General features: G+C 45.0%; 19 protein-coding genes. 9 read left to right on the top strand and 10 right to left on the bottom strand.

Annotation, left to right across the window (positions count from 1 at the left end; all coding sequences use genetic code 11):
* The first annotated feature begins 9 nt into the window (after window positions 1-9).
* Together DN068_RS14465 and DN068_RS14460 are read left to right on the top strand one after the other, a co-directional pair.
* Window positions 10-1086 carry a PorP/SprF family type IX secretion system membrane protein gene (locus DN068_RS14465; protein WP_110999646.1) on the top strand — a complete coding sequence of 359 codons (1077 nt, stop codon included), beginning with the start codon at window positions 10-12 and terminating at the stop codon, window positions 1084-1086.
* Between the two features lie 61 nt (window positions 1087-1147).
* Window positions 1148-1849 carry a response regulator transcription factor gene (locus DN068_RS14460; protein ID WP_110999645.1) on the top strand — a complete coding sequence of 234 codons (702 nt, stop codon included), beginning with the start codon at window positions 1148-1150 and terminating at the stop codon, window positions 1847-1849.
* Between the two features lie 156 nt (window positions 1850-2005).
* On the opposite strand, the gene DN068_RS14455 is transcribed toward DN068_RS14460, so the two are convergent.
* A complete protein-coding gene (locus DN068_RS14455; RefSeq protein ID WP_110999644.1) occupies window positions 2006-7525 on the bottom strand; it encodes a T9SS type A sorting domain-containing protein in 5520 nt (1839 codons plus the stop codon).
* Window positions 7526-8088: 563 nt separating this feature from the next.
* Here DN068_RS14455 and pssA point away from each other — a divergent pair.
* From pssA to rsmI, 3 genes are read left to right on the top strand one after another with little or no spacing between them, the layout of a single operon-like run.
* The gene (pssA, locus tag DN068_RS14450) at window positions 8089-8874 is read left to right on the top strand and encodes a CDP-diacylglycerol--serine O-phosphatidyltransferase (RefSeq protein ID WP_165836406.1); all 786 of its coding nucleotides are present in this window, start codon (window positions 8089-8091) and stop codon (window positions 8872-8874) included.
* 36 nt (window positions 8875-8910) lie between these two features.
* The gene (gene purS, locus DN068_RS14445; RefSeq protein ID WP_110999642.1) at window positions 8911-9162 is read left to right on the top strand and encodes a phosphoribosylformylglycinamidine synthase subunit PurS; all 252 of its coding nucleotides are present in this window, start codon (window positions 8911-8913) and stop codon (window positions 9160-9162) included.
* A 43-nt stretch (window positions 9163-9205) separates the two neighbouring features.
* On the top strand, window positions 9206-9874 hold the full coding sequence (gene rsmI, locus DN068_RS14440) for a 16S rRNA (cytidine(1402)-2'-O)-methyltransferase (RefSeq protein ID WP_110999641.1): 669 nt from the start codon (window positions 9206-9208) through the stop codon (window positions 9872-9874).
* Window positions 9875-10085: 211 nt separating this feature from the next.
* Here the strand turns inward: rsmI and DN068_RS14435 are convergent, their stop codons facing one another.
* Window positions 10086-10325, bottom strand: a complete 240-nt coding sequence (locus DN068_RS14435) for a hypothetical protein (protein WP_123985356.1) — start codon at window positions 10323-10325, stop codon at window positions 10086-10088.
* A 232-nt stretch (window positions 10326-10557) separates the two neighbouring features.
* On the opposite strand from DN068_RS14435, the gene DN068_RS14430 reads away from it, so the two are divergent.
* Window positions 10558-11136: an RNA polymerase sigma factor gene (locus tag DN068_RS14430; RefSeq protein ID WP_165836405.1), complete on the top strand. Its 579-nt coding sequence runs from the start codon at window positions 10558-10560 to the stop codon at window positions 11134-11136.
* A gap of 12 nt (window positions 11137-11148) precedes the next feature.
* Window positions 11149-12225, top strand: a complete 1077-nt coding sequence (locus DN068_RS14425; protein WP_110999638.1) for a S1C family serine protease — start codon at window positions 11149-11151, stop codon at window positions 12223-12225.
* A 181-nt stretch (window positions 12226-12406) separates the two neighbouring features.
* On the opposite strand, the gene DN068_RS14420 is transcribed toward DN068_RS14425, so the two are convergent.
* The 6 genes from DN068_RS14420 to DN068_RS14395 form a co-directional block, all read right to left on the bottom strand.
* Window positions 12407-14053 carry an NHL domain-containing protein gene (locus DN068_RS14420; RefSeq protein WP_110999637.1) on the bottom strand — a complete coding sequence of 549 codons (1647 nt, stop codon included), beginning with the start codon at window positions 14051-14053 and terminating at the stop codon, window positions 12407-12409.
* A 196-nt stretch (window positions 14054-14249) separates the two neighbouring features.
* Entirely contained in the window at window positions 14250-15131 is an 882-nt protein-coding gene (locus tag DN068_RS14415; protein WP_207798949.1) for a flavin reductase family protein, read from the bottom strand.
* 239 nt (window positions 15132-15370) lie between these two features.
* The gene (locus DN068_RS14410; protein ID WP_110999635.1) at window positions 15371-16489 is read right to left on the bottom strand and encodes an AI-2E family transporter; all 1119 of its coding nucleotides are present in this window, start codon (window positions 16487-16489) and stop codon (window positions 15371-15373) included.
* A gap of 128 nt (window positions 16490-16617) precedes the next feature.
* Window positions 16618-16989, bottom strand: a complete 372-nt coding sequence (locus DN068_RS14405) for a CCC motif membrane protein (RefSeq protein WP_110999634.1) — start codon at window positions 16987-16989, stop codon at window positions 16618-16620.
* 2 nt (window positions 16990-16991) lie between these two features.
* Entirely contained in the window at window positions 16992-17315 is a 324-nt protein-coding gene (locus tag DN068_RS14400) for a DUF2752 domain-containing protein (protein ID WP_110999633.1), read from the bottom strand.
* Window positions 17316-17395: 80 nt separating this feature from the next.
* On the bottom strand, window positions 17396-17800 hold the full coding sequence (locus tag DN068_RS14395) for a DUF4783 domain-containing protein (RefSeq protein WP_110999632.1): 405 nt from the start codon (window positions 17798-17800) through the stop codon (window positions 17396-17398).
* A gap of 158 nt (window positions 17801-17958) precedes the next feature.
* Between DN068_RS14395 and gpmI the strand changes: the two genes are divergently transcribed.
* Window positions 17959-19485, top strand: a complete 1527-nt coding sequence (gpmI, locus tag DN068_RS14390) for a 2,3-bisphosphoglycerate-independent phosphoglycerate mutase (protein ID WP_110999631.1) — start codon at window positions 17959-17961, stop codon at window positions 19483-19485.
* 489 nt (window positions 19486-19974) lie between these two features.
* On the opposite strand, the gene DN068_RS14385 is transcribed toward gpmI, so the two are convergent.
* Together DN068_RS14385 and metH are read right to left on the bottom strand one after the other, a co-directional pair.
* On the bottom strand, window positions 19975-20652 hold the full coding sequence (locus tag DN068_RS14385) for a hypothetical protein (protein ID WP_110999630.1): 678 nt from the start codon (window positions 20650-20652) through the stop codon (window positions 19975-19977).
* 6 nt (window positions 20653-20658) lie between these two features.
* Window positions 20659-23358, bottom strand: coding sequence for a methionine synthase (gene metH, locus DN068_RS14380; protein WP_110999629.1), 2700 nt, complete (start codon window positions 23356-23358; stop codon window positions 20659-20661).
* A 201-nt stretch (window positions 23359-23559) separates the two neighbouring features.
* Between metH and DN068_RS14375 the strand changes: the two genes are divergently transcribed.
* The coding region (locus tag DN068_RS14375; RefSeq protein ID WP_165836404.1) for a beta strand repeat-containing protein at window positions 23560-25850 on the top strand (2291 nt) is incomplete at its 3' end.

Below are 25850 nucleotides of genomic sequence, written 5' to 3'. Positions count from 1 at the left end.
GACAATATCATGAAGAAAAGCATTCAAAATATTATTACCTCCGCCCGTTTGCAAAGCACGTTTCGTTTTGCAAAGCAAAGAATATTGCCTGCTGTACTTTGTCTGATGTTGGGTCAAAATGCGATGGCACAAGGCATTCATTTTTCGCAGTATTATAATGCGCCGATGCTCACCAATCCTGCGAATACAGGACTTATGCCCGACAACGATTTTCGTGTTGGCGTCAACTACCGTAATCAATGGTCTTCTGTTCCGGTGCCTTATAAAACGTTTTCTGCTTACGCTGATTTTCAGGCACTGCATACCGATCAGTTAAGTAACTGGCTTGGATTCGGAGTCGCATTTTTCAATGATAAGGCCGGCGATGGCAACCTGTCGCTTAACCGGGTAGTGGGTAATGTTGCCTATCACCTGCAAATGGGCAATTCCAGCATGCTTTCAATGGGGCTTTCCGGAAGTTATGCGCAACGAAGCGTAGACTTTACCAAGCTCACTTTTGACATGCAGTGGGACGGTTTTGCATTTAATGGTTCTTTGCCGAATGGCGAACAGGCAGGGGTTGCGAAGACTAATTATATGGAAGTGGGTGCTGGTTTGAACTATGCTTATTTCCCTAACGATAATGTGTACATCAAAATAGGCGCCGGTGTAGATCAGATTAATCAGCCGAAAGAAAGTTTTTACGGCCAGAATAATCAATTGGGTATGCGTCCAACAGCCAATGTGGATGCGACTTTCAAGATGGGCAATTCATTTATGCTGAATCCGTCCATGTATTTTTCCACCCAGAGTAAAGCTTACGAGTTTGTGTACGGAACACTCGCAGATGTATATATCGGCGGCGAAGGAAAAGATGCCAGCCAATTGATCTTTGGTTTGTTTAACCGCTGGAATGAGGCTGTAATTGGTACCTTTGGCTACGAATGGGGCGGGATGCGTGCCATGGTGAGCTATGATTTCACCATCTCAAAACTTGCTCCGTACAATCAGAGCAATGGCGCATTGGAATTCGGAATCGTGTATAAAGGTCATTATACAAGCGGCGGCAGTGCACGCAAACTATATAACTGTCCACGATTCTTTTAACAAAAGATTGAACCTTTACTCAGAATACCGCATTATTTTTGGAAACGTTATTTAACAGACTATGGAAAAAGAAAAGTATAAAATATTGTTGGTAGAAGACGATACCAACTTTGGTCAGGTGCTGAAGAATTATTTAGAATTGAATGACTTTGTAGTAGAACTGGCCCGCGATGGTATTTTAGGCCTTGCCGCTTTCCGTCGTGAGAAATTTGACATTTGTCTGCTTGACGTAATGATGCCGAATATGGATGGCTTCACGCTGGCTGAAGAAATCCGTAATGTAGACCCGGATGTACCTTTGTTCTTCCTTTCTGCGAAAAGCATGAAAGAAGATATCCTGAACGGATACAAACTGGGTGCAGATGATTATATCACAAAACCTTTCGACAGTGAGGTTTTGTTGCATAAAATCAAGGCGGTGCTGAAACGCAATCAGGAACTGCAGGAGAAGCAACACTCTCAGGTAGAATTTCATATTGCCAGCTACCATTTCAACAGCAAACTTCGTACGCTGCAGCATGATGGCCAGACGCAGACACTTTCTCCAAAAGAAAACGAACTGCTGCTGATGCTGTGTGAATATAAAAATGATCTGTTGCCACGTGAAACGGCGCTGAAGCGCATCTGGGGTAGTGATACTTATTTCAACGGGCGTAGTATGGATGTTTACATCGCCAAGCTGCGTAAGTATCTGAAAGAAGATTCTGCCGTTGAGATCGTAAACATTCACGGTAACGGTTTCCGTCTCGTAGTACCTGAGTAAGTTATAAGTTGTGAGTGATAAGTACCTCTTATAAGATGTCACTTATAACGTACTACTAAAAATGTACAACCCGTAATATAGAAAATACTTTTAGACAAGCAAAAAGAAAGCCCCTCAACGCAATGTTGAGGGGCTTATTCTTTCTTACTATCCCCGTTATTTTTTCACGATTTTCTGGCTGTCGAAATTTCCATCTGCATGTACTGCACGAATGATATAGTTGCCCGGTGGCAGATCGCCAAAACCAGGGAACTCAAACTCGGTGTTGCCTGCAGTTACATTTTTATCGAGTGTTCTTAATACAACACCTGCTGCGTTGACTTCTTCCAGGTGAATGACTCCAGCGGTAATTTCCTGCACTTTCACGATCAACGGTATATTATCGTAATAAGGATTTGGATAAACACTGAATTCATCTTTAGCACCGCCACAGGTATTTTGCAGCATTGATACAGGACTGTAAACAGTTCTGTTGGAGAGCATCTGCGTCAGTCTTATGTAGGAAATGCCAGACGGCAGCGCTACATTTCTTGTATAGGCCGTGCCTGCCGGATCAACTGCCGGAATCATCTGAACCGAATTGAAACGGTATCCGTCATTGCTAAGCTCAATGCTGTAGGCCTCGCCAGGGGCAGGGGTTTCCAGATTTCGCCAGTGCACCACAGCCGTATTACAATTCTTCTGGGTAATGGAGAAGTCGTCGATCGATAGACTTAACGGCAGTACAACGAGCGCCTGCGGTTGCATTACTGCTGTTACGGAATCGCAGAGACATTGAGACATACCCGATGGTTGCGATGGCAAATCCGCGAAGCGTATCAGCACATTTTTCTGATAACAAGGCAGGCAATAACGGTGACTGGTTGTATCAAGGAAATCAAATGTAACGCTGTCGCCCGCTGCAAGCCCGCCGGTATAGATATACGAGTTGTATTGCGTGTCGCCAGCGCTGATCACACCATTATTATCCACGTCGATAAACGTTTCCATATCGATTGGGGTACCCGCAGGAACCGCTGCCGGACCTGCATTTTTGATTACTCCCCTGATATGGAGCTGGCTGGCATAGATGCGTTGGCTTGTAGGAGCTGCGCCTGGTCCGTAGAATACGCTATCAATGCGGGTTGAAAGCGTAGGTCGCTGCGTCTGAAACTGAACACTGGTATCTGTGCCGTTCGCAATCGATACGGCGCAGGTGCCACCGGTTTTCACACAGAATACGCCGCTGCTGATATAGGTAGATAGATAACCCAGTCGGGTAGGGTTTGGCGTGCATTTATTGCTTCTGTTGATTTCATTGTACCTAAAGCTGAATACAATACTGTCACCCGCGGCTACACCACCTGGGTAAGACCAGCTAAGCACTGTAGTGCTGTCCGGCATCAGCGTTTGTATCGGCTGAGCAGAAGGTGCGTTGTGCGCGCCGGTTGCGGCAGCATTATAGGAAGTAAAATAATAACCCTTCGGCAACGTTGCTTTTACAGTATCGCCCGTTCTGGTGGCGCCACCGCTTATGTGTAGTACAACATAGATGTTCTTATCGTTGCTTGTACCACAAGAGCTCAGCTGTTCAATAGTTGCTTGTGGATTGGTGAAGTAGCTGAGTGACGGTGCGCCATTGATATTGAGCGCAGGCGGATTCGTATTATACAGGCTGGAGATGGCGCCGCAGGCTACGTTACCGTTAATAGCGCTTTTGATTTGTGAGCCTGAAGTAAATCCGCAATCCGTTGTAAGTGCAACCTGCAGATACATCAGGTTGTTTGGAGCTGTGTTGATTGGCGCTAATGTGTCACCTACGGGTTGGGTCCAGGTATAGATGCCTGCATTGTAAACGGGGTCTTGCGTCAATGCAAAACTGCCAGTGCCGTATTTCAGATAAGTTGCTCCCGACACGAGTGACATTGCCGTCGGAAGTGTGAATGAGACCCGCAGCGTGTTTGCGGTTTGGGTCTGGCTGTTGACGACTTTAAATTGCACCGTGTCATTGGTACAGATATCCTTGGATGTAGAGAACAAACTATCTACCATTTGCAGTTCACCGGCAAACGTTACATAATTAAATGTTGATTGCTGTGCATTGGCCTGACAGGCATAACTGGCCCAGCTTGCAGGGTATCCGGTGCAAGGTGTACGGTCTGTGTAAATGGTCAAGCTGCCGTTGTTACAGAGAATAACATGTGTGTACACATCGTAATCCTTAGTAGCTCCGTTGCCGCCTACAGTTCCTAGCTGATAGATGTTGCTGCCGGCTGGTGTTTGTGGTACCAGAATACCGGTCGCATGCTCTTTTACACTATCTACGCTCACACCGGCTGTACCTGGTATTGCCATCCAGCAATTGGTGTTGAGGCCGGTGTTGTTGTTGACGGTATAGCGCACTGGCACAATTACTTTGTTTTGAGTGACTGTAATGGTGCTGCCTGCGTAAAGTACCGGAGTATTGGCGTTGGCGCCTGCCCAGCCTAAAACGGCGGAATTTACTGAACTGCCTGTGCCGTTATAATTGGTTGGGTTTATCGTTGTATCCATTGGGCGTGAGGTGATACAACGGTATACAACAGGAAATGTATAGCCTGGACTCAGATGATCTTTAGTACAACCGGCTGCTGCAAGATTATATTTCACGGTTACATCTACTTGGAAGATAGAATACATATTGTTCTGCGTGAAATCCAACCCAAATGCGCTAACCAGCTGGCGAAAATCAAGATAGAGTGTGTCGCCGACCAGATTATATTGGCCAGGCGTAAGCGTTACTCCATTTATTGGTGTGCCGCATTGATTACCCGAACCGGTAATAATCCGGGTCCAATAAAGTTTGACACTTCTGAATGTAAAATTGCTGGCGGCAGGGATATTGATTTTAATTGAGGCCGGTGTGTAAATATTGCGCGATTCATAAGGGAAATAATTAGTGCCGCAGCCAGATCCAGATACCTGGGTGCGGATACCCCATCGGAAGGTGACAGAATCACTGCAGGAATTAGCCGTTATTCTTGATGTATTGCTGGCAACATCAAAATCTACTGTATGAAAGTTACAGATTACAGAGTCGCATTTTATCTGTTGTGCCGCAGTAGGGTTTATCACCGTAGCGGTATATGGTACATGCAAAAAACTCCAGGTTATGTCGCCCCAGCCGCCGTGCGCTTCATTGTAAAATATATTCTCTGTCATGATTACGGTATCACCCTCCTGATAGGTAGTGACGCCCGGAATGGTGACGCCGCCTGTGCCCTGCAGCGAAAGGTTTGACAGGAAGAAATTATTTGTACTTACCGGAATAGAACTGGAAGTGCCGGTGAATGTGCCAACGCCGGGCCTTATCAAAGTGATTTTTGGAAAATCTTTATTTAAAAAGCCATTGCAGATAATAGCATTGCTGGTAGGAGAATAATTAATCGAACTGTTCACATATAGCGAAGGCACACCACCAGGATTGGTCGTATGCACCACTAGTTGGAATTTCAATTGCATAGTGTCACCCCAGGTAATCATGTTGGTTTTTACCTTGGTCATGTCAATAGTTCCTGTCGCATCAGGCAGACCATCCTGATTGTTATCTGGTGCACCGAAAGTAGTTCTGGCCTGATTGTAGGCGAGTACAGAAACGCCATCAGCACAAGGTCCTGCACATTTACTGTTCCAGGTATAGTTAGATGGAAAAGTATTCGTTCCGGATTCGATCGCTGGTTCACCACTAGTTGTGTCAATGGTGTAGACACGAGTCATGTACACTCTTTTTTGCGCCGACCCCGGACAGGTATTGACGAAACCTATGTTTAAATCCCAGCCACCACCGCCATAACTGTTGGACGCATCTTTAGTTGTAAAATCCGGTATGGGACAATTGCCCCTTCGGAAATAAACCCTGATGGTGCTGTCAATGGCAGAACTATCCACCACATGATCGGCATACCATGGAGCAGCAGACCAGCTGGTAATCCGGCCAAATGTGCGGGCTAAATTGCCATCCCATTTAGAGCCGCCATTGGTATAGATCTTTATGTAAAATTGACTTTTGTTTGTGTAGAACGGAAGATCCAGATTGTCGACATGCATCAATATTCGCAGCGTGTCGTTGTCAAAATAAGCACAGCGTCGGCCATCAAGGTTAGTACTGTCCGTAAAACCGCTGTAGCCGTTGAAGCGCCCAATCATATTGCCATAACCAGATACTGGATTGTATTCGTTGATCAGCGCGGCACTAGTTCCGTTAAATAATTTCTGCTGAAAGCTTAATGCACAGGAATTATAAGTTCCCGAAGGGCAGCCCTGCCAACTCATATTTGCATCTACCGCGCCCGAAATTGCAGGGCCGTACAAGGCCCGGTAACAAGCGCCACAAGACGCTTCGGAAAAACAGTGATCAAATATGCTTACGTTGATCCGGGATAGAGGGCCAGCTGTTCGGACTTCAAATGTTACGACTACACTGTCGCCCGGAAGAAGATTTCCCAGACTGATCAACGCGTTATTAGGCTTCGATGAATTGGCAAAAGGTGTCAATGAATTAGCATAGTCGGCAGGTGTGCCTGTGTTCCAATAAGGTGAACCGCCTGTGGAAGAAAAAACAGGGTGAAATCTCGCACCTCCATTTTTTGATGCCCAGATCGAATCTGTGTTGATATATCGGAGACCATATACCGACGGCCTGATAAAAGCGCTTTGGGCGGTAACTGAGGAGTTATTTTTTACGACTTCCATATAGGTTACTGGTCGATCATAAATATGATTCGGACTATCAGGCGGGCTGAGCACAGACAATGTCCGGGTCAGGGCCGGGGCAAGCGGGCTTGCCGCATTGATCGTTGTATTTAATGTTGTAGAATTACTCGTAGGGTTGCTGCAGTTGCTGCCGTTACAGCCCCAGTTTGCTGTTAATGTTCCCGCAATAGGGCTGGTGCTGCCTACCACCATCATTGTATCGTGCAGCACAATACACTCGTTCTGGTCCAACTTGCCATCGTGATTACCCACTGTTGCAAAATCTGCGGCTTTCAGAACCGTTTTCGCATTATTGGTGCCCAGCCCTGTTGTAACACCGTTACTGAAACCCTGAACTACCAGACTGCTGTTACTTTCTGCATCAGTAAATGTTACAGAGTCTACCGAGCCAAAACCGCCGTTACAAATGGTGATATCTCTTACGAAAGGTGTCAGGCAACTGGCATTGTAAGTGCCCGTTGAGCCGGGTGTAATCGATAGTGAAGGGAATAAAATGCTGTAGTTGGATGTTTGCAATGGTGCTGCGAAAAATGTGCTCCAGCTTACTTTGTACGTATTGCTGATATTGGCTGCGACGTTTGATACAGAACAGCTGGCTGCAGCTGTAAATGAGATGTCAACAGTTCCGCTTGCAGGAAGGCTGGAGACGTTAAATGTAACCACGTTCGAGGCAATCGTACTGCCAAAGGTAACATTGGTGCCGGAAACGGAACCGGTTACGTAACTGATGCCTGGTGGCATGGAGTCGCGTATTACAATGTTGCTGATTGGCGAAGCGCTGATGTTGGTGAGCCGCAGAATAAACGTACCCTGACCGGAACATGGTGTAAGCGCGGGCGTTTGGATAGAGCTGACGGTGACGTTGGAGCTTTGCTGCGCCCGGACGGACCAGGGAAGCATCAGGCAACAAATCATCAACAGCCAGCTGGTAAGTGGTTGTTTCATATTTGAAGTTTAGGTTTCGCAAAGAAGCTCCGGTCCGCGAATCTCACGGAAAATCAAAAGGGGATCACGGAGGATGAATTTCTCTTCTCTTAATGTGCCGGAAGGCCGGACTTATTTGTGGCGACTAAACTTGTGAAAGGGGGCTGTTAACTGTTACAAATGTTATACTATATATTATTAATTTTTGTACTCAAATGCTGATGTGTAACTGCATTTGTTCACTTTCAGATGGCAGGTTGTGTAATTAAACATCGTAACGAGAGAATGGAACATCGGCTAAAACGAAAAAGCCGGGGCGAACCCGGCTCTTGCTTTGTAACTCCCCTTTCCACTTGGAGTATTGTATAACAGACTGCAATCTGTTTGTTTCTTTTTACAATGTAAAGCTACCTCCGGCGTTTGTTAAGCAATGTTATCAGCTCGTTTCACGGATGTTAAGCAAGCTCAACGCTGAAGGCTCAAAAGGAGAAAGCTGCTCATTTTGTCTGGTGAGCGGAGCGGGAGCTTTCGGTCATAAGCTTTAGGCTATGAGCTTTACGCTTTTTTATTACATTTGGTGCCTCATGAAGCATTTACCGAATCTGTTGACTTTGGCAAACCTTTTTTGTGGTTGTAGTGCCATTGCTTTTATATTAAATGCACAGCCTTTTTACATTGCACAAGGCGGTATCTCACTGCCGGTTTGGGGCGTAGAACAATTATACTGGGGCAGCCTGCTGATCGGTATTGCAGCGATCTGTGATATTCTTGATGGTTTCGTAGCTCGCTCGCTGCAGCTTTTTTCTCCTATAGGAAAAGATCTTGATTCTCTGGCAGACCTTGTTTCATTTGGTGTAGCACCGGCGATGATTCTTTTTAAATTGCTATGGGCTGCCGAAATGAAAGAACCAGGTGCGCTCAATGCAAGCATGCTTACCACGGCTCCTGCATTTTTGCTGGCATGTTTTGGTGCGCTGCGTCTCGCAAGGTTTAATGTTTCTGCTCCGCAAAAAGGTGGTTTTACTGGTATGCCAATTCCCGCCGCCGGAATTTTTGTAGCATCATTCCCTTTGCTTTTATGGTATAATCCATATGGCATCGGCGAATTCCTGTATAATAAATGGGTGATTTATTTAATTATTGCGTTGCTGTCATGGCTGATGGTTTCGAAGATTCGCTTCATCAAGCTGATGCCAGCGAAATGGGATATGGCGCATACATGGCCGCAGCTGATTTTAATAGTGGCCACTGTGGCTTTATTCTTTGCAGTTAAAAGTGCTGCTATTCCATTTGCATTTATTTTATACATCCTTTTATCACTGTTTTACAAACAACCTGTAGAGAAAACTACCGCAGAAGCCAGTTTGTAACTTACCTTTGCACTTCTTTTTAAAATTTTCTTTTCGATGAAATACATAGCACATATCAATGTAATGCCGCACAAAGAGCTGTTGGATCCTCAGGGTAAAGCAGTAAACAACAGCCTTCACAACCTGGGCCTGTCTCAGATTCAGGATGTACGTATCGGCAAACACATTACATTAAATATCGAAGCTGGTACCAAAGAAGCAGCAGCTCAACTGGCTGAAGACGCTTGCAAAAAATTGCTGGCTAACCAGGTAATGGAAGCTTTCGAAGTATCCGTCATCGAAGGTTAATTTGCTGTTTCCAAACGGTTTGTCTATCTAATATTGTATCATTATGCGCCTTTATCTCATTCCTTCACCTATTGGCAACCTGGGGGATATTACCTACCGTGCCGTAGAAGTTTTGAAACAGGCGGATGTGATACTCTGTGAAGACACACGTACCAGTGGTTTTCTGCTGAAACATTATGATATTCAGAAACCGCTGACTCCGTATCATCAGCATAACGAACATAAGGTTTTAGCTCATTTAGTATCGCAGCTGCAAGCAGGCAAAACATTTGCATTACTTACCGATGCCGGAACTCCGGGGATTTCAGATCCGGGCTTTTTATTGATAAGAGAATGCATGCGTAATGGCATTCCGGTGGAATGCTTGCCGGGTGCTACCGCATTTGTTCCTGCACTGGTTCAGTCGGGTATTCCGTCCAACCGCTTTGTTTTTGAAGGATTTCTTCCGGTGAAAAAAGGCAGGCAGACGGCCATGAAAAAATTGGCAGAAGAAGAACGTACCATTATTCTGTATGAATCGCCACACCGGTTGGTGAAAACGCTGCAGGAGCTGGCTACTTTTTTAGGTCCCGAACGCCAAGGTGCAGTATGTCGTGAGCTCACCAAAATGTTTGAAGAAACCAGAGTAGAAAGTCTAACAACGCTGGCCGCACATTACGAAGCTAATCCGCCTAAAGGAGAAATTGTAATGGTCATTGCCGGAAAAGAATAATAAAAAAGATCGCCCAAAAGCGATCTTTTTTTGCTTAAAGCCTAAAAACTTTAAGCGGTTGTAACCCTTAGCGCAGTCGCATAATCCTTCGCCTTCGCTAGAGATGACACCGTTTTAAGCTTTGCACTTAAGGCTTTCAGTCTTAATAGCATAAAAAAAGAAAACCACTCTTTCGAGTGGTTTTACTTTATAACTTAACTAAAGCTGAAAATTAGTGTTTTTCAGTTGTAGTAGTTGTAGTTGTTTTAGCAGTAGTGTCAGCAGCTGGAGCCATTTTAGCAGCAGTGTCAACTGTAGTTGCAGCAGCAGCAGTTGTATCAACAGCAGGAGTTGCTGGAGCTACAGCAGTTGTATCAGTTGTAGTAGTTTCAGTTTTAGTTTCTGAGTTACCGCAAGAAGCTACGAACAGACCCATTGCCAGAGCGAAGATGCTTAATTTTGCAAATTTCATGACTTGATTTTTTTTGTTTGTTATTTATCATTTATACCCAAAACAGAAAAAGGTAACCCGCGGTAGCAGAAAAATTTTTTCTTTTTTTTGAGTATCGGTCAATTTTCATTCAATATCAATTGTTTAGACGAAAAATAAAGTTTTAAAAAACCAGGGTTACTTGGCTTAATTTTAGGGCTGAAAAGTATTTTTTTACCCCAAGGGTTACTTTTTGCAGAAAAACGGATAAATAGTGTACAACCCAATAAATACGGAACAACAATTACTGGCAGAACTGGCCGCAGGAAACAGACCTGCAGCGGAAAGGGTTTACCGGCAGCATCATCCTACCGTTGTGCACTGGATCATTAATAATGGTGGCTCGGAAAGTGATGCAGAGGATATTTATCAGGAAGCAATGGTCATACTATATGAGAAGTCTCAAAGCGAAGATTTCCGGCTGACCTGCAAAATCGGTACTTATTTGTTTGCCATCAGTAAACACCTCTGGTATAAGCGGTTGCAGCAAATGCAGCGCCAACCGGGTTACCTCCCGGAAAATACCGGCAGTGAAGAAGGACGAGACTGGATTTACGAAGACGAGATTAAAGTGCATGAAGAAAGGGAATCGCATTACAGCCAGTTAAATCAGGCGCTGAATCAGTTGGGTGAGCCTTGTGCTTCGTTGTTGAGGGCTTTCTATACGCAGGATAAAAGCATGCAGCAGATCGCCAGTGAGTTTGGATATACCAATCCCGACAACGCCAAGACGCAGAAATATAAATGCCTGACCCGGCTCCGCAAACTGTTTTACGGAGTTCAGTCGAAATAGAGAATAAAGAATATGTCTACAGACAATCATATATGGCAATTAGCGGAATCATTCCTCTCCGGCAGTATGCAGGAACAGGAGGTCGCAATGCTGGAACAGCGTCAACACGCAGATCCGGCGTTTGCAGCGGCCTTTCAGGAATGTGTCAGTTTGCTGTCTTCCCTGCAAAACAGTGGAAAACAGGCCAACTTCCGCTCAATGCTCGCTGATATCAGCCAGCAGGAAACAGCCAAACAAGAAACAAAAACCCGCACTATTCCCCTACGTACTCATTATTTACGCACAGCAGCAGTGGCAGCGGGTATAGCACTCGTTACTTCTTTCGCCTCGGTGGCTATTTATCGCCAGGCTGATCACAGTCATAAAGCTGATGTGGTACAATTAGGGAAGTTGCACAATGAGGTGGAGGCTATTAAAACCAATCAGCATCAGCTCAATCAGAAAATCGACGCTATTAAAGCAAATCCGCCAGCGCCCGGTAATGTAAGCGGGACGGGTTTTGCAGTTACCAATAACGGTTATATAGCCACCAGTTACCACGTTGCCAAAGAAGCTGATTCTTTGTATGTGCAGGTACACGATGGCCAATATTATAAAGCATACATTGAAGCTTACGATGAGAAGAACGATGTGGCGATCCTGAAAATCGAAGACAAAAATTTCCGTTTCTCTAAAACTGATGTGCCTTACACATTTGCCAATGTTAAAGCTGGTTTAGGTACACGTGTCTATACATTGGGCTTCCCAGGTGATGAAATCGTTTATAGCGAAGGTTATATCAGCGCTAAAAACGGCCTGCGCGGTGACTCAGTACAATATCGTCTGGAACTGCCTGCTGCCCCAGGTCAGAGCGGTGCTCCCGTAATGGATGAAGATGGTAACGTACTCGGTATTGTTACCAGCAAAGAATCTGCAAGCGAGGGAACTACTTATGCGGTGTCAAGCAAAGCAATGATGCAGCTGATCCGTTCACTGCCAAAACAAGATGTGATTCATTTGCCGAAGGCGAATAAACTGAACAATCTTTCCCGCGAAAATCAAATCAAGAAAATGGAATCTTATACTTGCGTAGTGCAGGTTTATAAATAATAAGTTCTGTGGTCATATTATCTGAAGAGCGTCTCAAAAGAGGCGCTTTTTTTCTCTCACGTCGTCGCAACGGCTTGGTAATTTTAGCTTAAGGTTTCCCCACAGTGACGCGAGTAATAAAAGAAAAATCTCATCTCAATATTGCTATCGAGATGAGATTATATAAATCAATAATTAGCTATTATTGGTTGCCCGAAACAGTGAATCGAGTTGATTTTACTTGTGCTCCGGAAATGATCAATTGATAAGTGCCTGGTGCTAATTGACCATTGAGATTAACGGCGTGCGTTTTCACACTGTTATCCACGGATACGCTTTCTTCGAAAACTTTTTGACCGAGTGCATTGAAAATCTTTAGAGAGACTTTTTTATCGCCGGTGGAAAACCAATTGCCCGAAATTGACATTACGCCATTGTTTGGATTTGGATACAATACAAAGGCAGTATTTTGCATTGCTTGCTCGGTCACTGATGATGGTGTTGGTGTTACATTCAGCGTTACGTAATTACTTTCTACTGATTCTACTCCGTTATTACAATCCGTGTTCGTCACTTTACAAGTGATCTGGTCGCCGTCCTGCGGAACATAAGTGTAAGTTGACGCCTGTGATCCTACAGGAGTGCCCCAGTTATACCACTGATAGGTTGGGGCTGCACCAGCATCGGTCGGCGTTGCGGTGAGCGTTACAGATGTACCGGTCGTCACCGTCGTTTGTGACGCGCTGATGTGAACGGTCGGTTTGGAATTGTTGGCCACCACTACGCGGATGCGGTTGTTACGGCTATCGGCGATGCAAACAGCAACACAACTTGGAGCAATCTGAATCAGCGCTACGCCATTTGGTTCCCAAAGTGCTGCATTTGTAGCAATGCCGCCATCTCCCCAGCTACCGCCGTTACAGTTTCCGGAGCCTGCGAAATCGGAAAGAATGCCAGAAGGTGTGAATATGCGGATTTTATGACAAGAGTAATCATCAATATACAAGTTACCTCTATTGTCCAGAGCAAGGCCGCGCGGCGCACCGAATTGCTGGCTGCCGCTTGCGCCAACTATGGTGCTCACGATACCGTTCGAGGCGATTTTTCTGATTGTGTACAATATTTCATCGGCAACATACATCGTGCCGGAGGGCGACATTACGAGTCCGGTTACCTGTGTCATTTTTGCTGCCGTTGCTTGTCCACCATCGCCAACATTCGGATAGACGCCGATGTTGCCATCTCCCGCAAATGTAGAAATGGTACCAGAAGTAGTGACCTTGCGGATTCTGTGGTTGCCGCGGTCCGCGAAGTATAAATTGCCGGCGAGATCTGTTGTCATGGCAAGCGGGTAACTGATATTTGCGTTAACCGCAGCGTTACCGTCTCCGCTAAATCCTGTGGTACCGTTGCCAGCAACTGTGCTGATGATGCCGGCCGTATTTATTTTACGGATGCGGTTGTCGTAAGGGTCAGAAATAAATACGTTTCCAAATGTATCTACCGCCAAAGCTCCCATCGTCTGAAAGCCCGCATTGATAGCAGGTCCACCATCGCCACTGAAAGTAGTAAGCGTGTCGTTCCCCGCTATTGTAGTAATAATACCATTGGCATCGATCTTACGCAATTTCTGAGCACCGAGTCCCTGATCAATAATATAGATGTTTCCGTTTTTGTCGATAGTGATTGCTGTCGGATAGTAGAGTACAGCTGATGTAGATGGCCCGCCATCTCCTGAATAACCCGCCATAGTAGTATTTCCAGCAATGGTGTTGATAATTTGGGCCTTAGTAGAGACTGCTTGGGTAAACAATCCGATAGAAAGAGTAAAGAGTAGCTTTTTGATCATCTAATTAATTTTTGTAAAGCAAATTTAGTATTAGTTCAATGTTTTTTAATTTGAAAATCTGTATGGCGCAAGAGATTTACTCGCTTGCTTATCTGTTCAAAATTAAAATCTCGTCCCAACACAGTCAGAACGAGATTTCAGTTTGTTATTCGTTGTGTCCAGTTACCGATTGTCAACTGTCCACTGTCAATTGAAACTATTCCCCGGCCAGCAGTACCTGCCATGCTTTCTCCACATTTCCAGAATCAAGCAGTTCTTTAGCATATTCGTGCAATGCATTGCGTTTAGCGCTATCGTCATTATTGTAGTCGCGTACAATCTGCGACAGGCGGTCATCATACAGCATTTCGGCAACCACGGGAATAGACGTGCTGTTACCCAGAATGCCAAGATGATTACCTGTAAGAACGCGGCTGGTGCGGATTCTTTCCGGCAGTACGTCGATACCTACGCCGAGTTGAGTATTTGGCTTCGGAACTTCAAACACAGCGCTTCCGGAAGCACGGCAATAATAATCGCCGCCCATGCGGGCTACGAGATCTATTTTATGCGGATTGATTTTTCCGTCTTCATCTAAAACATCATCGTTCACGTGCATACAAACGACTTCACAGATTACTAAATTACCTGCGCCGCCTTCTGTACCGGTTTCAATTACCTGCGTCACTTTACATTCCAGCTGTACAGGAGATTCTTTTACACGAAATGGTTTTACCAGATCAGAAGCGATTGGCGTAAAGCCTGCTTTCGTAAACTCATCTGTTCCTTTTGGATATTCGCAACTAGCCAAACTGGTTTGTTGCACAATGTCATAGTTAACAATATTGATCACCACTTCTTTTGTAGCGTAAATATTTTCGAGCGTGTGCTTAATCGTATTATCACGAACACGGCGCGCAGGCGAGAAAATCAGGATTGGCGGTTTGCTGCCGAATACATTGAAAAAGCTGAATGGCGACAAATTCGGATTACCATCTTCATCAATTGTGCTGGCAAAACAAATAGGACGTGGTGCTACAGAACCCAGCAGTAACGCATGCAGCTGAGCGGTTTTTATTTCTCCTGGAACTATCTTCATAATCGAATATTGCCGCGAAATTACTACACTGTGACCATTTTAACGGCATTAACAGTATGTAGTAGGAATAGTGCATATATAAAACAAACGCAGCAGCCCAATAAAGAAGCTGCTGCGCGATGTCAATCCTATGAATTGAAGCCCACGGTGAAATTACGTGGGAGCGGCTTTCGGGAAAAGTCATTTAGATAAACCGGCAATATTTATCGATAAAGCGGTCATAATAGCTGAAAAATCTGTTATGCTTTGCCTTCTTCCTCCAATTGGCTCTTTCCATCGGGTAAATCGGACTTGTTTGTGATTTTTTCTTCAGTGCCGATCAGTATTGCCCATGGTTTCAGTGCATCTACCTGTTCACAGATAATTTTAATCATTGCGGTAAGCGGAATAAAAAGAAACATGCCGGGAATTCCCCATATAGCATGCCCTATCAGCACTACGACAATGGTAATGAACGGATTCATATTGACTTTGGCGCCCACAATGCGCGGCAATAAAATATTAGCATCCAGGAAATGGATGAAGACGAGCATAATTACTACCTCCAGCGCCTGCAGTGGTGTGCCGTTCGCAAAGGTGAGCAAGGCACAGATCGCCATACCCGTATAAATCCCGAGATAGGGAATGATATTAAGTACCGCAGTCAATAATCCAAGCAACACCGCGTATTTAATTCCGAGTATCAGGAATCCGGCGGTATTCAGAATGGCTACAGTAGCCATCTCTATCAATAGACCCATCACATAGCTATTGATCACAGCACGTGTTTGCGTCAGCACATTGTATACTTTGGCACGGTGATGCGGACGGAATAACGCAAGTGAAAAGCGCACCAGCAAGCCTTTGTGGTAGAGCATGAAATACGTGTAGATAAACATGAAGACAGTCCAGATGACAATGCCGATCACATTCAGGAATATATTGCCTATGGAATTGGCTGCGCCGGAAAGAAAGCTATTGGCGGATTTGGTGAGGTATTCCATTTGTTGGGTGCTATCGATATGATAGCGCCATGAAATTGTCTGCTGGACATGTTGCAGCAGTTCCTGGATTTTAGTTTCAAGGATGGGAATATCTTTTGAAAAACCGATAATCTGCAAACTGAAGAAGAAAATAAATCCACCGATGCAAAGCAGAAAAAGCAACACAGAAAGGATAGACGCGAGACCCTTGCCGATATGTAATTTTTCCAGACGGCGGGTAACGGGATATAGCAACAAAGAAGCCAGGAGTGCAAAAAACAATGGAATTAAAATCCCTTTGCCTTCTTTTAATAAAAACAGAATGAGCACCACTGAAATAAGAGTGAATGCCAGTCGTGCGTAAAACGGGAGTTCCTGGATTTTGTCTTTATTCATAGTACAGTTAATTGATCGATTTATGTAATCTATGGAAAATATCTCTTTCCTAATGATGCTTACAAAATCGTACCACACTGCCTATAAAAAAATAAGACGGGTGTTGTCCCGTCTTATTTTAACTATCGTTAGCCAAATTTCTGTTGAATAATCATCCGTGCTTTTTCCGGGTCCTGTAGGTTTTCGATGCCTACTGCGGCAATAATATAAATGAAGAAGACCATTACGAGCACAGACAATATCAGACCGATGATGCCACAAATACGGCCTGCCTGTAGATTATTATAGGAACTGAGCGTATAAGCCTGCGGATTACCACGGTATAGGCGCATATCCTTGCTTCCCAGCACTACGGCTATAATACCACAAATAAGTCCGACGATACCGTAACAGCAGGCGCTGATAATAGAAATAACGCCGAGTATCAGTACGGCAACTGCATTTGGCAGCGGCTGTGGCGATGAATTAAAGATATTAGTCTGGTTGTGTTGATTTTCCATAGTCAGAACAGTTGGTGTGTAAATATTTTATAAAAATAGTTAGCGATAATGAGTGCTACAACAATCAGAAATAAAATTTTCAGAATCAGTGCACCATGCCTGAAGTCGAAATATAGATGTAAAAAGAGAAAAAGAAATAGTGTGACGATAAAAATGCCGGCAGGATACTGGTGCAATGAAACCGCGATATCACCTTTCAGCAAGCTAATGACTGAACGCTGTAAACCGCAACCGGGGCAGTCAATGCCGGTAAGCCGCCGGAAAGGGCAGGAGAGCAGATGTGATTCCAGCCAGTGAACGATATTTTTCCAGTACTGATGCAGCAAACGAAATTACCAACGAATAGGATCGAAATGGAATAGAAGCTAAAAAAGAAACGACCCGTTTCGGAGTCGTTTATCAATTTTTATTTTACAAACCTTATTTCCTGTAGGTAAAAATCATTGTTTTTTTCCTTTAGAAGCAGGTAGACTGTATATTTTCCATTGTTTTCGGTGATGAGCGAGCCAATATTAAAATGACCAGATGTCTGTCCGCTGGCGCCCGCGCGTTCTACTTCAAAATTTTTCGGTTTGTTTTTACTGAAAAAATTGCGCAACACCATTTCAGCCTGTGAGCGGCTGTAGGTAGTCTGGCTGTTATTGATCGTAATGTCTATCATGTTGTCCATATGTTTTGTAATCGCTACAGCGTCACCGCTTCGAATAGCTGTGGCGATGCTGGCAAACTGATTGGCCTGCGCGTAGCTGGACACCAGTGATACAAAAAATACGACTACCATAAAGATAGCTGCAGTGACTATTTTTTTCATTCGTAAAACGGGCACAAAGTTTTCTCTACAAATAAGGCTATCGAAAACTGTGCCAAAAATTATTCTTGCTCAGGGCAAAGATAAGTAATAGATTAAGTACACACGTATTTCGAAATATTAAAAATCGACCCGGGGCATATTTATGTACCTTTGCGGCCATGTCAAAGAAAGTAATGCTTATCATTATGGATGGCTGGGGAAAAGGCCAGGTACCGTCTGCAGACGCTATTGCACATGCAAACGCTCCATTTGTTAAATCTTTATATTCTAAATACCCGAATTCTGAACTGGTTACTTGCGGCGAAGCTGTCGGTTTACCGGACGGCCAGATGGGTAATTCTGAAGTTGGACACCTGAATATCGGTGCCGGACGTATTGTTTATCAGGAACTTCAGCGCATTAACGTAGCTATCCGCAACGGCGAGCTCGCAAAGAATGCTCATTTGATGAATGCATTGGACGATGCAAAAAATGCGGGTAAAACATTGCATTTTATTGGTCTTGTGAGTGATGGCGGTGTGCATTCGCATATTAATCATCTGAAGGCATTGTGCGATCTGGCGCAAAGCCACGGCGTGCCAAAGGTGGCGATTCACGCTTTTACCGATGGTCGTGATACAGACCCGAAAAGCGGCTTGGGTTTTATCACAGACCTGCAAAATCATATTAAAAACACCGATGCATTTCTGGCATCCATTACCGGACGCTACTATGCGATGGACCGCGATAAACGCTGGGGCCGTGTAAAATTGGCTTACGACGCATTGACACAAGGTACAGGTCGCCACGCGACGGATGCGCAGGCTGCGATCAAAGAATCTTACGCAGCAGGCGAAACCGATGAATTCATCAAGCCGATTATTTTGTGCGATGGTGAAAACAAACCTCTGGCGACGATCAAAGATGGCGACGTGGTAGTTTGTTTCAACTTCCGTACTGATCGTTGCCGTGAAATTACGCAGGTATTGACCCAGGAAGCATTCCCGGATCAGAACATGCATCCGCTTTCGCTGCATTATATAACGATGACCGAATATGATAAGACCTATAAAAATGTGGATATCATTTTCGACAATGACAATCTGAAAAATACACTGGGCGAAGTTTTGGCCAACGATGGTAAAACACAGATCCGTATTGCGGAAACTGAAAAATATCCACACGTAACGTTCTTCTTCTCAGGTGGCCGTGAAACTCCATTTGAGGGCGAGCGTCGTATCATGGCGCCGTCTCCCAAAGACGTTGCGACTTATGATCTGAAACCAGAGATGAGTGCTTTCCAATTGACCGAAGATATTTTGCCGGAAATCAAAAAACAAAGTGCTGATTTTATTTGCCTCAATTTCGCAAATGCAGACATGGTGGGGCATACCGGTGTTTGGGAAGCGGCTATCAAAGCAGTAGAGACGGTAGACAAATGCGTTTCTGAAATTGTGCCGGTAGCGCTGGAAAACGGTTATGCAATTTTCCTGACGGCAGACCATGGCAACTCTGATTATTTGATAAACGCTGACGGAACGCCAAACACGGCGCACACACTGAATCCTGTGCCCTTGTTCCTGATTTCAAATGATTATCATGGTGAATTACATTCAGGCAAGCTGGGCGACATCGCACCAACGATTCTGAAATATATGGGCCTGCCGATACCGAAAGAAATGACAGGTGATATTTTGACGAATTAATCGCAGATGTCTGATTTTTTGTCATCCTGGATGCAGTAGAAGGGGCAAAAATCAGAAGCCATCTATACCGATTTTCAAATAGACAGATTTTCAGATCATCCCGGCCCTTGCGCCGGGATTTTTTTTATGGTGTACTGCCAATTGCACCTTTGAGGGAAGAAAAGCTAGCTCAGAGGTGAAACATTGCAGCTCTGAGCTGGAAAAATGCAGCTCGAAGGTGAAACATTGCACCTTTAAGGTAGAAAAAGCTAGCTCAGAGGTGGAACATTTGTGCTCTGAGCTCGAAAAAGGTAGCTCAAAGGTGAAACATTGCTGCTCTGAGGTGAAAAAAGCTAGCTCAAAGGTGCAAATTGCTGCTCTTAGGTGAAAAAAAGCATAGTTTATACGAGAACCAAGTAAAAAGCCCCCACGGATTGTGGAGGCTTTGCTTTTATAAAACGGTTGTATTTAATAATACAGCTTTAAGCTTTCTGCCTTAAGCCTTCCGCGTTACTTCAAATACCAATACGCAGCAATCTGCACCAATATCCCCAGCACGTAACCCAGCCAGATTTCACTTTGTTTATGTGCATTAAGCAGCAGACGTGCGGTGCCCATTAATCCGGCAACGCCAATAGCGATGAACAATGGTATTTTCATATTGATCGGGCTGATCATCATGTGTACGATAATGATACCGATCATACTGCCAGCGGCCGATGCGTGCATGCTGATCTTAAAGAAAATACTGACCATAAATAACACAATCACATTCCAGAATGCGCCAAGCATCAGCACTTTCATGATGATCGGCACTTTCGGTAAATTCTGAAATACGTGACTGGCCCAGAAGTAAAAAATCATGGTAGTGATGAGCGGAATGATACGGTCTTTCGGATCGTACATATGAATGCTCTTGATGAAGCCAAGGCCCTTCATCAGCAACACGCTCAGTAATGGGAAAAAGATTGTCGTGATGCCGATGCTTAGCAACCACATGTTGAATTCCTTTGGCGTGATACCTGCAAAGCTCACTGGTGCCAATTTGTAAAGCATCAGTGCCAGCAAGGTTGGCATAAACACCGGGTGCAGTACCACAGAAATGATCTTTGCGAATAGCTGCACTGCTTTCGGCTGTGTAGAAACGGGTGCTGTATATACGCGTTCTTCTTGTTGTTCTGGAAACATAAATAATTATCCTTCTAAATTTGGAGAGAGCCATTTGCCGATTTCTTCAACCGACATGTTTTTGCGCTGCGCATAATCGACAAGTTGATCTTCTGTGATTTTACCCACACCGAAATACACGCTTTGCGGATGACTGAAATACCAGCCACAAACCGATGCTGCAGGGTACATCGCTAAAGATTCCGTCAGCTCAATGCCTGCATTTTCATTGGCGCCCAGCAATTCAAATAATTTGATCTTTTCGGTATGATCCGGACAAGCAGGGTAGCCTGGTGCCGGGCGAATTCCCTGATATTCTTCTTTTACCAGTTCGCGGATCGGCATGTTTTCATCTTTCATGTAACCCCAGAACTCTTTACGTGTACGCAAATGCAATACTTCAGCAAATGCTTCTGCAAAACGATCTGCGATTGCCTGGAGCATGATTTTATTATAATCATCATGATCAGCAATGAAACGTTGCAGATGTGGCTCGATGCCGTGAATGCTCACTGCAAATGCGCCCATGTGATCTGTCGGTGCTTCGCCTTTTGCAGGATTGCTGGTTGGCTTCACGAAATCTGCGAGTGAGAAATTTGGTTGATCAGCTGCTTTCTTAATTTGCTGGCGCAATGATTCCAGATGATACAGTTCGTTGCCTGCTTCGTCTTTTACCACTACGGTATCCGCTGCAATTTTTTCAGCAGCCCAGAAACCAACTACACCTTTTGCGGTTAACCATTTTTCAGCAATGATTTTATCGATCATCGCATTGGCATCGTTGAAAAGTTTTGTTGCTTCTGTACCTACTTTTTCATCTTTCAGGATATCCGGGAATTTTCCGCGCATTTCCCATGCAATGAAAAACGGTCCCCAGTCGATATATTGACGGATCTCAGCCAGATCATAATCTGCGAACACTTTCGTGCCTTTCAGATTTGGAACCGGTGGCGTGTAATTATTCCAGTCAACTTTTACCGGATTTTTTTGTGCATCCGCAAAGCTCAGATATTGTTTGATGGTTTTCTTGCTGGCGAAATCTTCACGGAGTTTTGTGTATTCCGTTGCAATGCCGGTAAGGAACCCAGGTTTTTGTTCTTTACTCAAAAGACTACCCGCAACAGTAACACTGCGACTTGCATCCAATACATATACTACGCCGTTTTCATACTCAGGTGCAATCTTAACTGCGGTGTGCGTACGGGAAGTAGTCGCGCCGCCAATCAGCAATGGTTGCGTCATTTTACGACGCTTCATTTCTTTGGCCACGTGTACCATTTCATCGAGCGATGGTGTGATCAACCCGCTCAGACCAATGATGTCTACGTTTTCTTTTTGTGCAGTATCCAGGATTTTATCTGCCGGAACCATTACGCCGAGATCAATCACATCATAACCGTTACAGCCTAAAACTACACCCACAATATTTTTACCGATATCATGCACATCGCCTTTTACAGTCGCCATCAATATTTTGGCAGCGCCGCCGGCCTGTGCATTCGGATTATTTTTCTTTTCTTCTTCGATAAAAGGAGTCAGCACGGCTACGCTTTTCTTCATAACGCGTGCACTTTTTACCACCTGTGGCAGAAACATTTTGCCACTGCCAAATAAGTCACCGACCACATCCATGCCGGCCATCAACGGGCCTTCGATCACATCGAGTGGTTTCGGATATTTTTGACGTGCTTCTTCTGTGTCGGCCTCAATGAATTCTGTGATACCATTTACCAATGCATGTTTCAGACGTTCTTCTACAGAATTGCTGCGCCATACATCATCTTTCTTCTCTTCTTTGCCTTTTGCTTTTACGGTTTCTGCGAATGTCACCAGTCGCTCCGTAGCATCCGGATGTTTATTCATGATCACATCTTCGCAGAGTTCGCGGAGTTGTGGTTCGATTTCATCGTAAACCTGAAGTTGACCTGCATTCACGATACCCATATCCATACCGGCTTTAATAGCATGCAGGAGGAATACGCTGTGAATGGCTTCACGCACCGCATCATTTCCCCGGAAGGAGAAAGAAACGTTACTCACGCCACCGCTTATTTTGGTGAGCGGCATGCGTTGTTTGATCTGGCGCGTAGCTTCGATAAAGTCGATCGCATAGTTGTTATGCTCTTCGATACCGGTCGCTATCGCAAATATGTTTGGATCGAAAATGATGTCTTCAGGATGATATCCTACTTTTTGTGTGAGGATATCATAAGCACGCTGACAAATATCTACCCGACGTTGTAATGTATCAGCCTGACCGTTTTCGTCGAAGGCCATTACAATAACAGATGCGCCGTAGCTTTTACAGATAAATGCCTGGTCGATGAATTTCTCTTCGCCTTCTTTCAGCGAAATAGAGTTCACGATACATTTCCCTTGTACACATTTGAGCCCCGCTTCAATGATTTCGAATTTCGAAGAATCGAGCATGATCGGAATACGTGCGATATCCGGTTCGCTCTGCAGGAGATTCACATAAGTGGTCATGGCCTGAACGCCGTCGAGCAGCGCATCGTCCATGTTGATATCCAGGATCTGGGCGCCATTTTCTACTTGTTGACGAGCAACAGAGAGGGCTTCTTCATATTTATTTTCACGAATCAGACGAGCGAATTTCTTGGAGCCAGTTACGTTGGTTCGTTCCCCTACGTTGACAAAATTCGTTTCCGGACGCACAACCAGCGGTTCCAGCCCGCTTAGCCGAAGGAATGGTTGAATGACAGACATTTGTATTATATGCTTATAAACAGTGGTGCAAAGGTAATTTGTTAGAGAGACATTCTATTGATTTTAATGATCAGATGCTTGCCGATAGTGAAAAAAGCGTTCGGATCAAGCGATAACAGCCTGTTTTGGAAACCTTAAGTTAACGCACAAATAATAATATGGTTATGCTGGGAGGATAGTTTTGACGGAATTTTCTCTTTTATGAATATTAAAACTACCCGTATCAAGCAATGGCTGCTTCCATGCTTAATACTTAGCTCTTTAGTGACGAAAGCCCAGCAGCCATTCGGTGCCGGCAACCTGGTGATCGAACGTGTAGGAGATGGCTCCACTGCATTGAGTGGGATTGCTGCCCCTGTTTTTCTGGATGAGTATACACCTGCAGGGATGCTAGTTCAGTCGATCGCCATGCCAACGGCAACTTCAGGTAACAACCATATGCTGACGGAAAGCGGAAGTGCTACCAGCGATGGTTTTCTCCATTTATCCCCAGACGGTAAATATTTGGCTATTCCGGGTTATGATGCAACCGTAGGTACTACGGGGGTTGCCAGTACAACCAGTGCAAGCGTTGCGCGTGTGGTGGGTATTGTAAATAGTCAGGGTGTTGTGTCTACGACTGCTGCATTTAATAATATTGCTTCCGGCGCCAATACCCGGAGTGCGATTACCACCGACAGCATCAATATCTGGATAGGTGGCGGCGGAAGCGGGGGAGTGTATTATGGCACTGCCGCATCTGCGACAGCAGTTAATCTCAGTACTACATCTAATAACGTTCGTTGCGTAAATATATTTAACGGTCAGCTTTACACTACATCTTCATCGGGGGCGATTCGTATGGCTGCTGTTGGTACAGGACTTCCTACTACTGCCGGGCAGACGATAGTAAACCTGACAGGTATGCCAATTTCCGGTGGTAGCCCAAATGAATCGACAATGGCTACATTAAGCAATGGCAGTTCCATTATTTACATAGCGGACGACGGTGTGGGTATCATGAAATATTCGAACATTTCGGGTACCTGGACAGCAAAGGGCAGCGTAGGCAGCAGTTCTGATGCTTACAGAGGTGTTACTTGTTATGTCAGAAACGACAGTGTGTTTTTATATGCCACCTCCGGTACCAAAATGGTAGCGATTGTGGATGGCAACGGTCTTAATACGGCTATCTCGTCATCAAATACAACTGTGACGACACTTGCAACGGTGAGTGCTAATAAAGTGTTCCGCGGCATTGCATTTGCGCCAAACTGTGCAGCACCAACGATTAATACCGCGCCTACAGCACAATCAACTTGTGTGGGCGGTAACGCAACTTTTACAGTAGCGGCATCCGGCAGTAATCTTACTTATCAGTGGATGAAAGATGGCAACGCCATTACAGGCGCCAATACCAATTCTTATACTATCACTGGTGCTGCAACAACCGATGCGGGTAACTATTCCGTTGCGGTTACATCCTGCAGCAGCACTACGACTACTCCGGTAGCGCTCACAGTAGCGGCACCGACAGCAACGATTACTGCAGCAAGTACTACTACTTTCTGCACAGGTGGTTCGGTTGTTCTGAATGCCAATACAGGAACGGGTCTTACTTATCAATGGTCAAACGGTACCAACATTACCGGCGCGACTAACGCTTCTTATACAGCAAACGCAGCGGGTACCTACACGGTAACTGTTTCAAACGGTACATGTTCCGCAACTTCTACGGCAACAACGGTAACGGTAAATCCACTGCCAGCCGCTACGATCAATGCTGCAGGTCCGACTGCCATCTGTGCAGGCAGCTCAGTAGTGTTGAATGCGAACACCGGTACTGGTCTTACTTATCAATGGAAAAATGGTACGAACATCACAGGCGCAACTAATGCTTCTTTTACAGCCAGTGCAGCAGCAACGCTTACGGTTGTAGTTTCTAACGGTACTTGTTCTGCTACTTCTGCTGCGACAGTCATCACTGTTAATCCGGCACCAACCGCAACGATTACGGCTGCTGGTTCTACGAATTTGTGTACCGGTGGTTCTGTAGTATTGAATGCCAATACTGGTACTGGTCTTACGTATCAATGGATGAACGGCGCTAATGCTATTAATGGCGCTTCTACGGCTTCTTATACAGCAAACGCTGCGGGCAGTTATACAGTAGTAGTTTCAAACGGTACTTGTACGGCAACTTCCGCTGCGACTACGGTAAATGTACTGAACGGCACTGGTGCAACGATTACACCGGCTGGTCCTACAACATTCTGTGCAGGCAGCTCAGTAGTGCTGAATGCGAATACCGGCACAGGTTTGACTTACCAATGGTCGAATGGTACGAATATTACCGGTGCAACGAATGCTTCTTATACCGCAACTGCTGCGGGGTCTTACACTGTAACTGTTTCTAACGGCAGCTGCTCTTCTACTTCTACTGCAACTACTGTAGCTGTAAATCCGGCCCCAACAGCAACGATCACTGCTGCAACAGCAACTACATTCTGTAC

The sequence above is a fragment of the Taibaiella soli genome (assembly GCF_003236175.1).
Classification (GTDB): Bacteria; Bacteroidota; Bacteroidia; order Chitinophagales; family Chitinophagaceae; genus QKTW01.
This window is presented reverse-complemented; position numbering and strand designations above follow the sequence as displayed.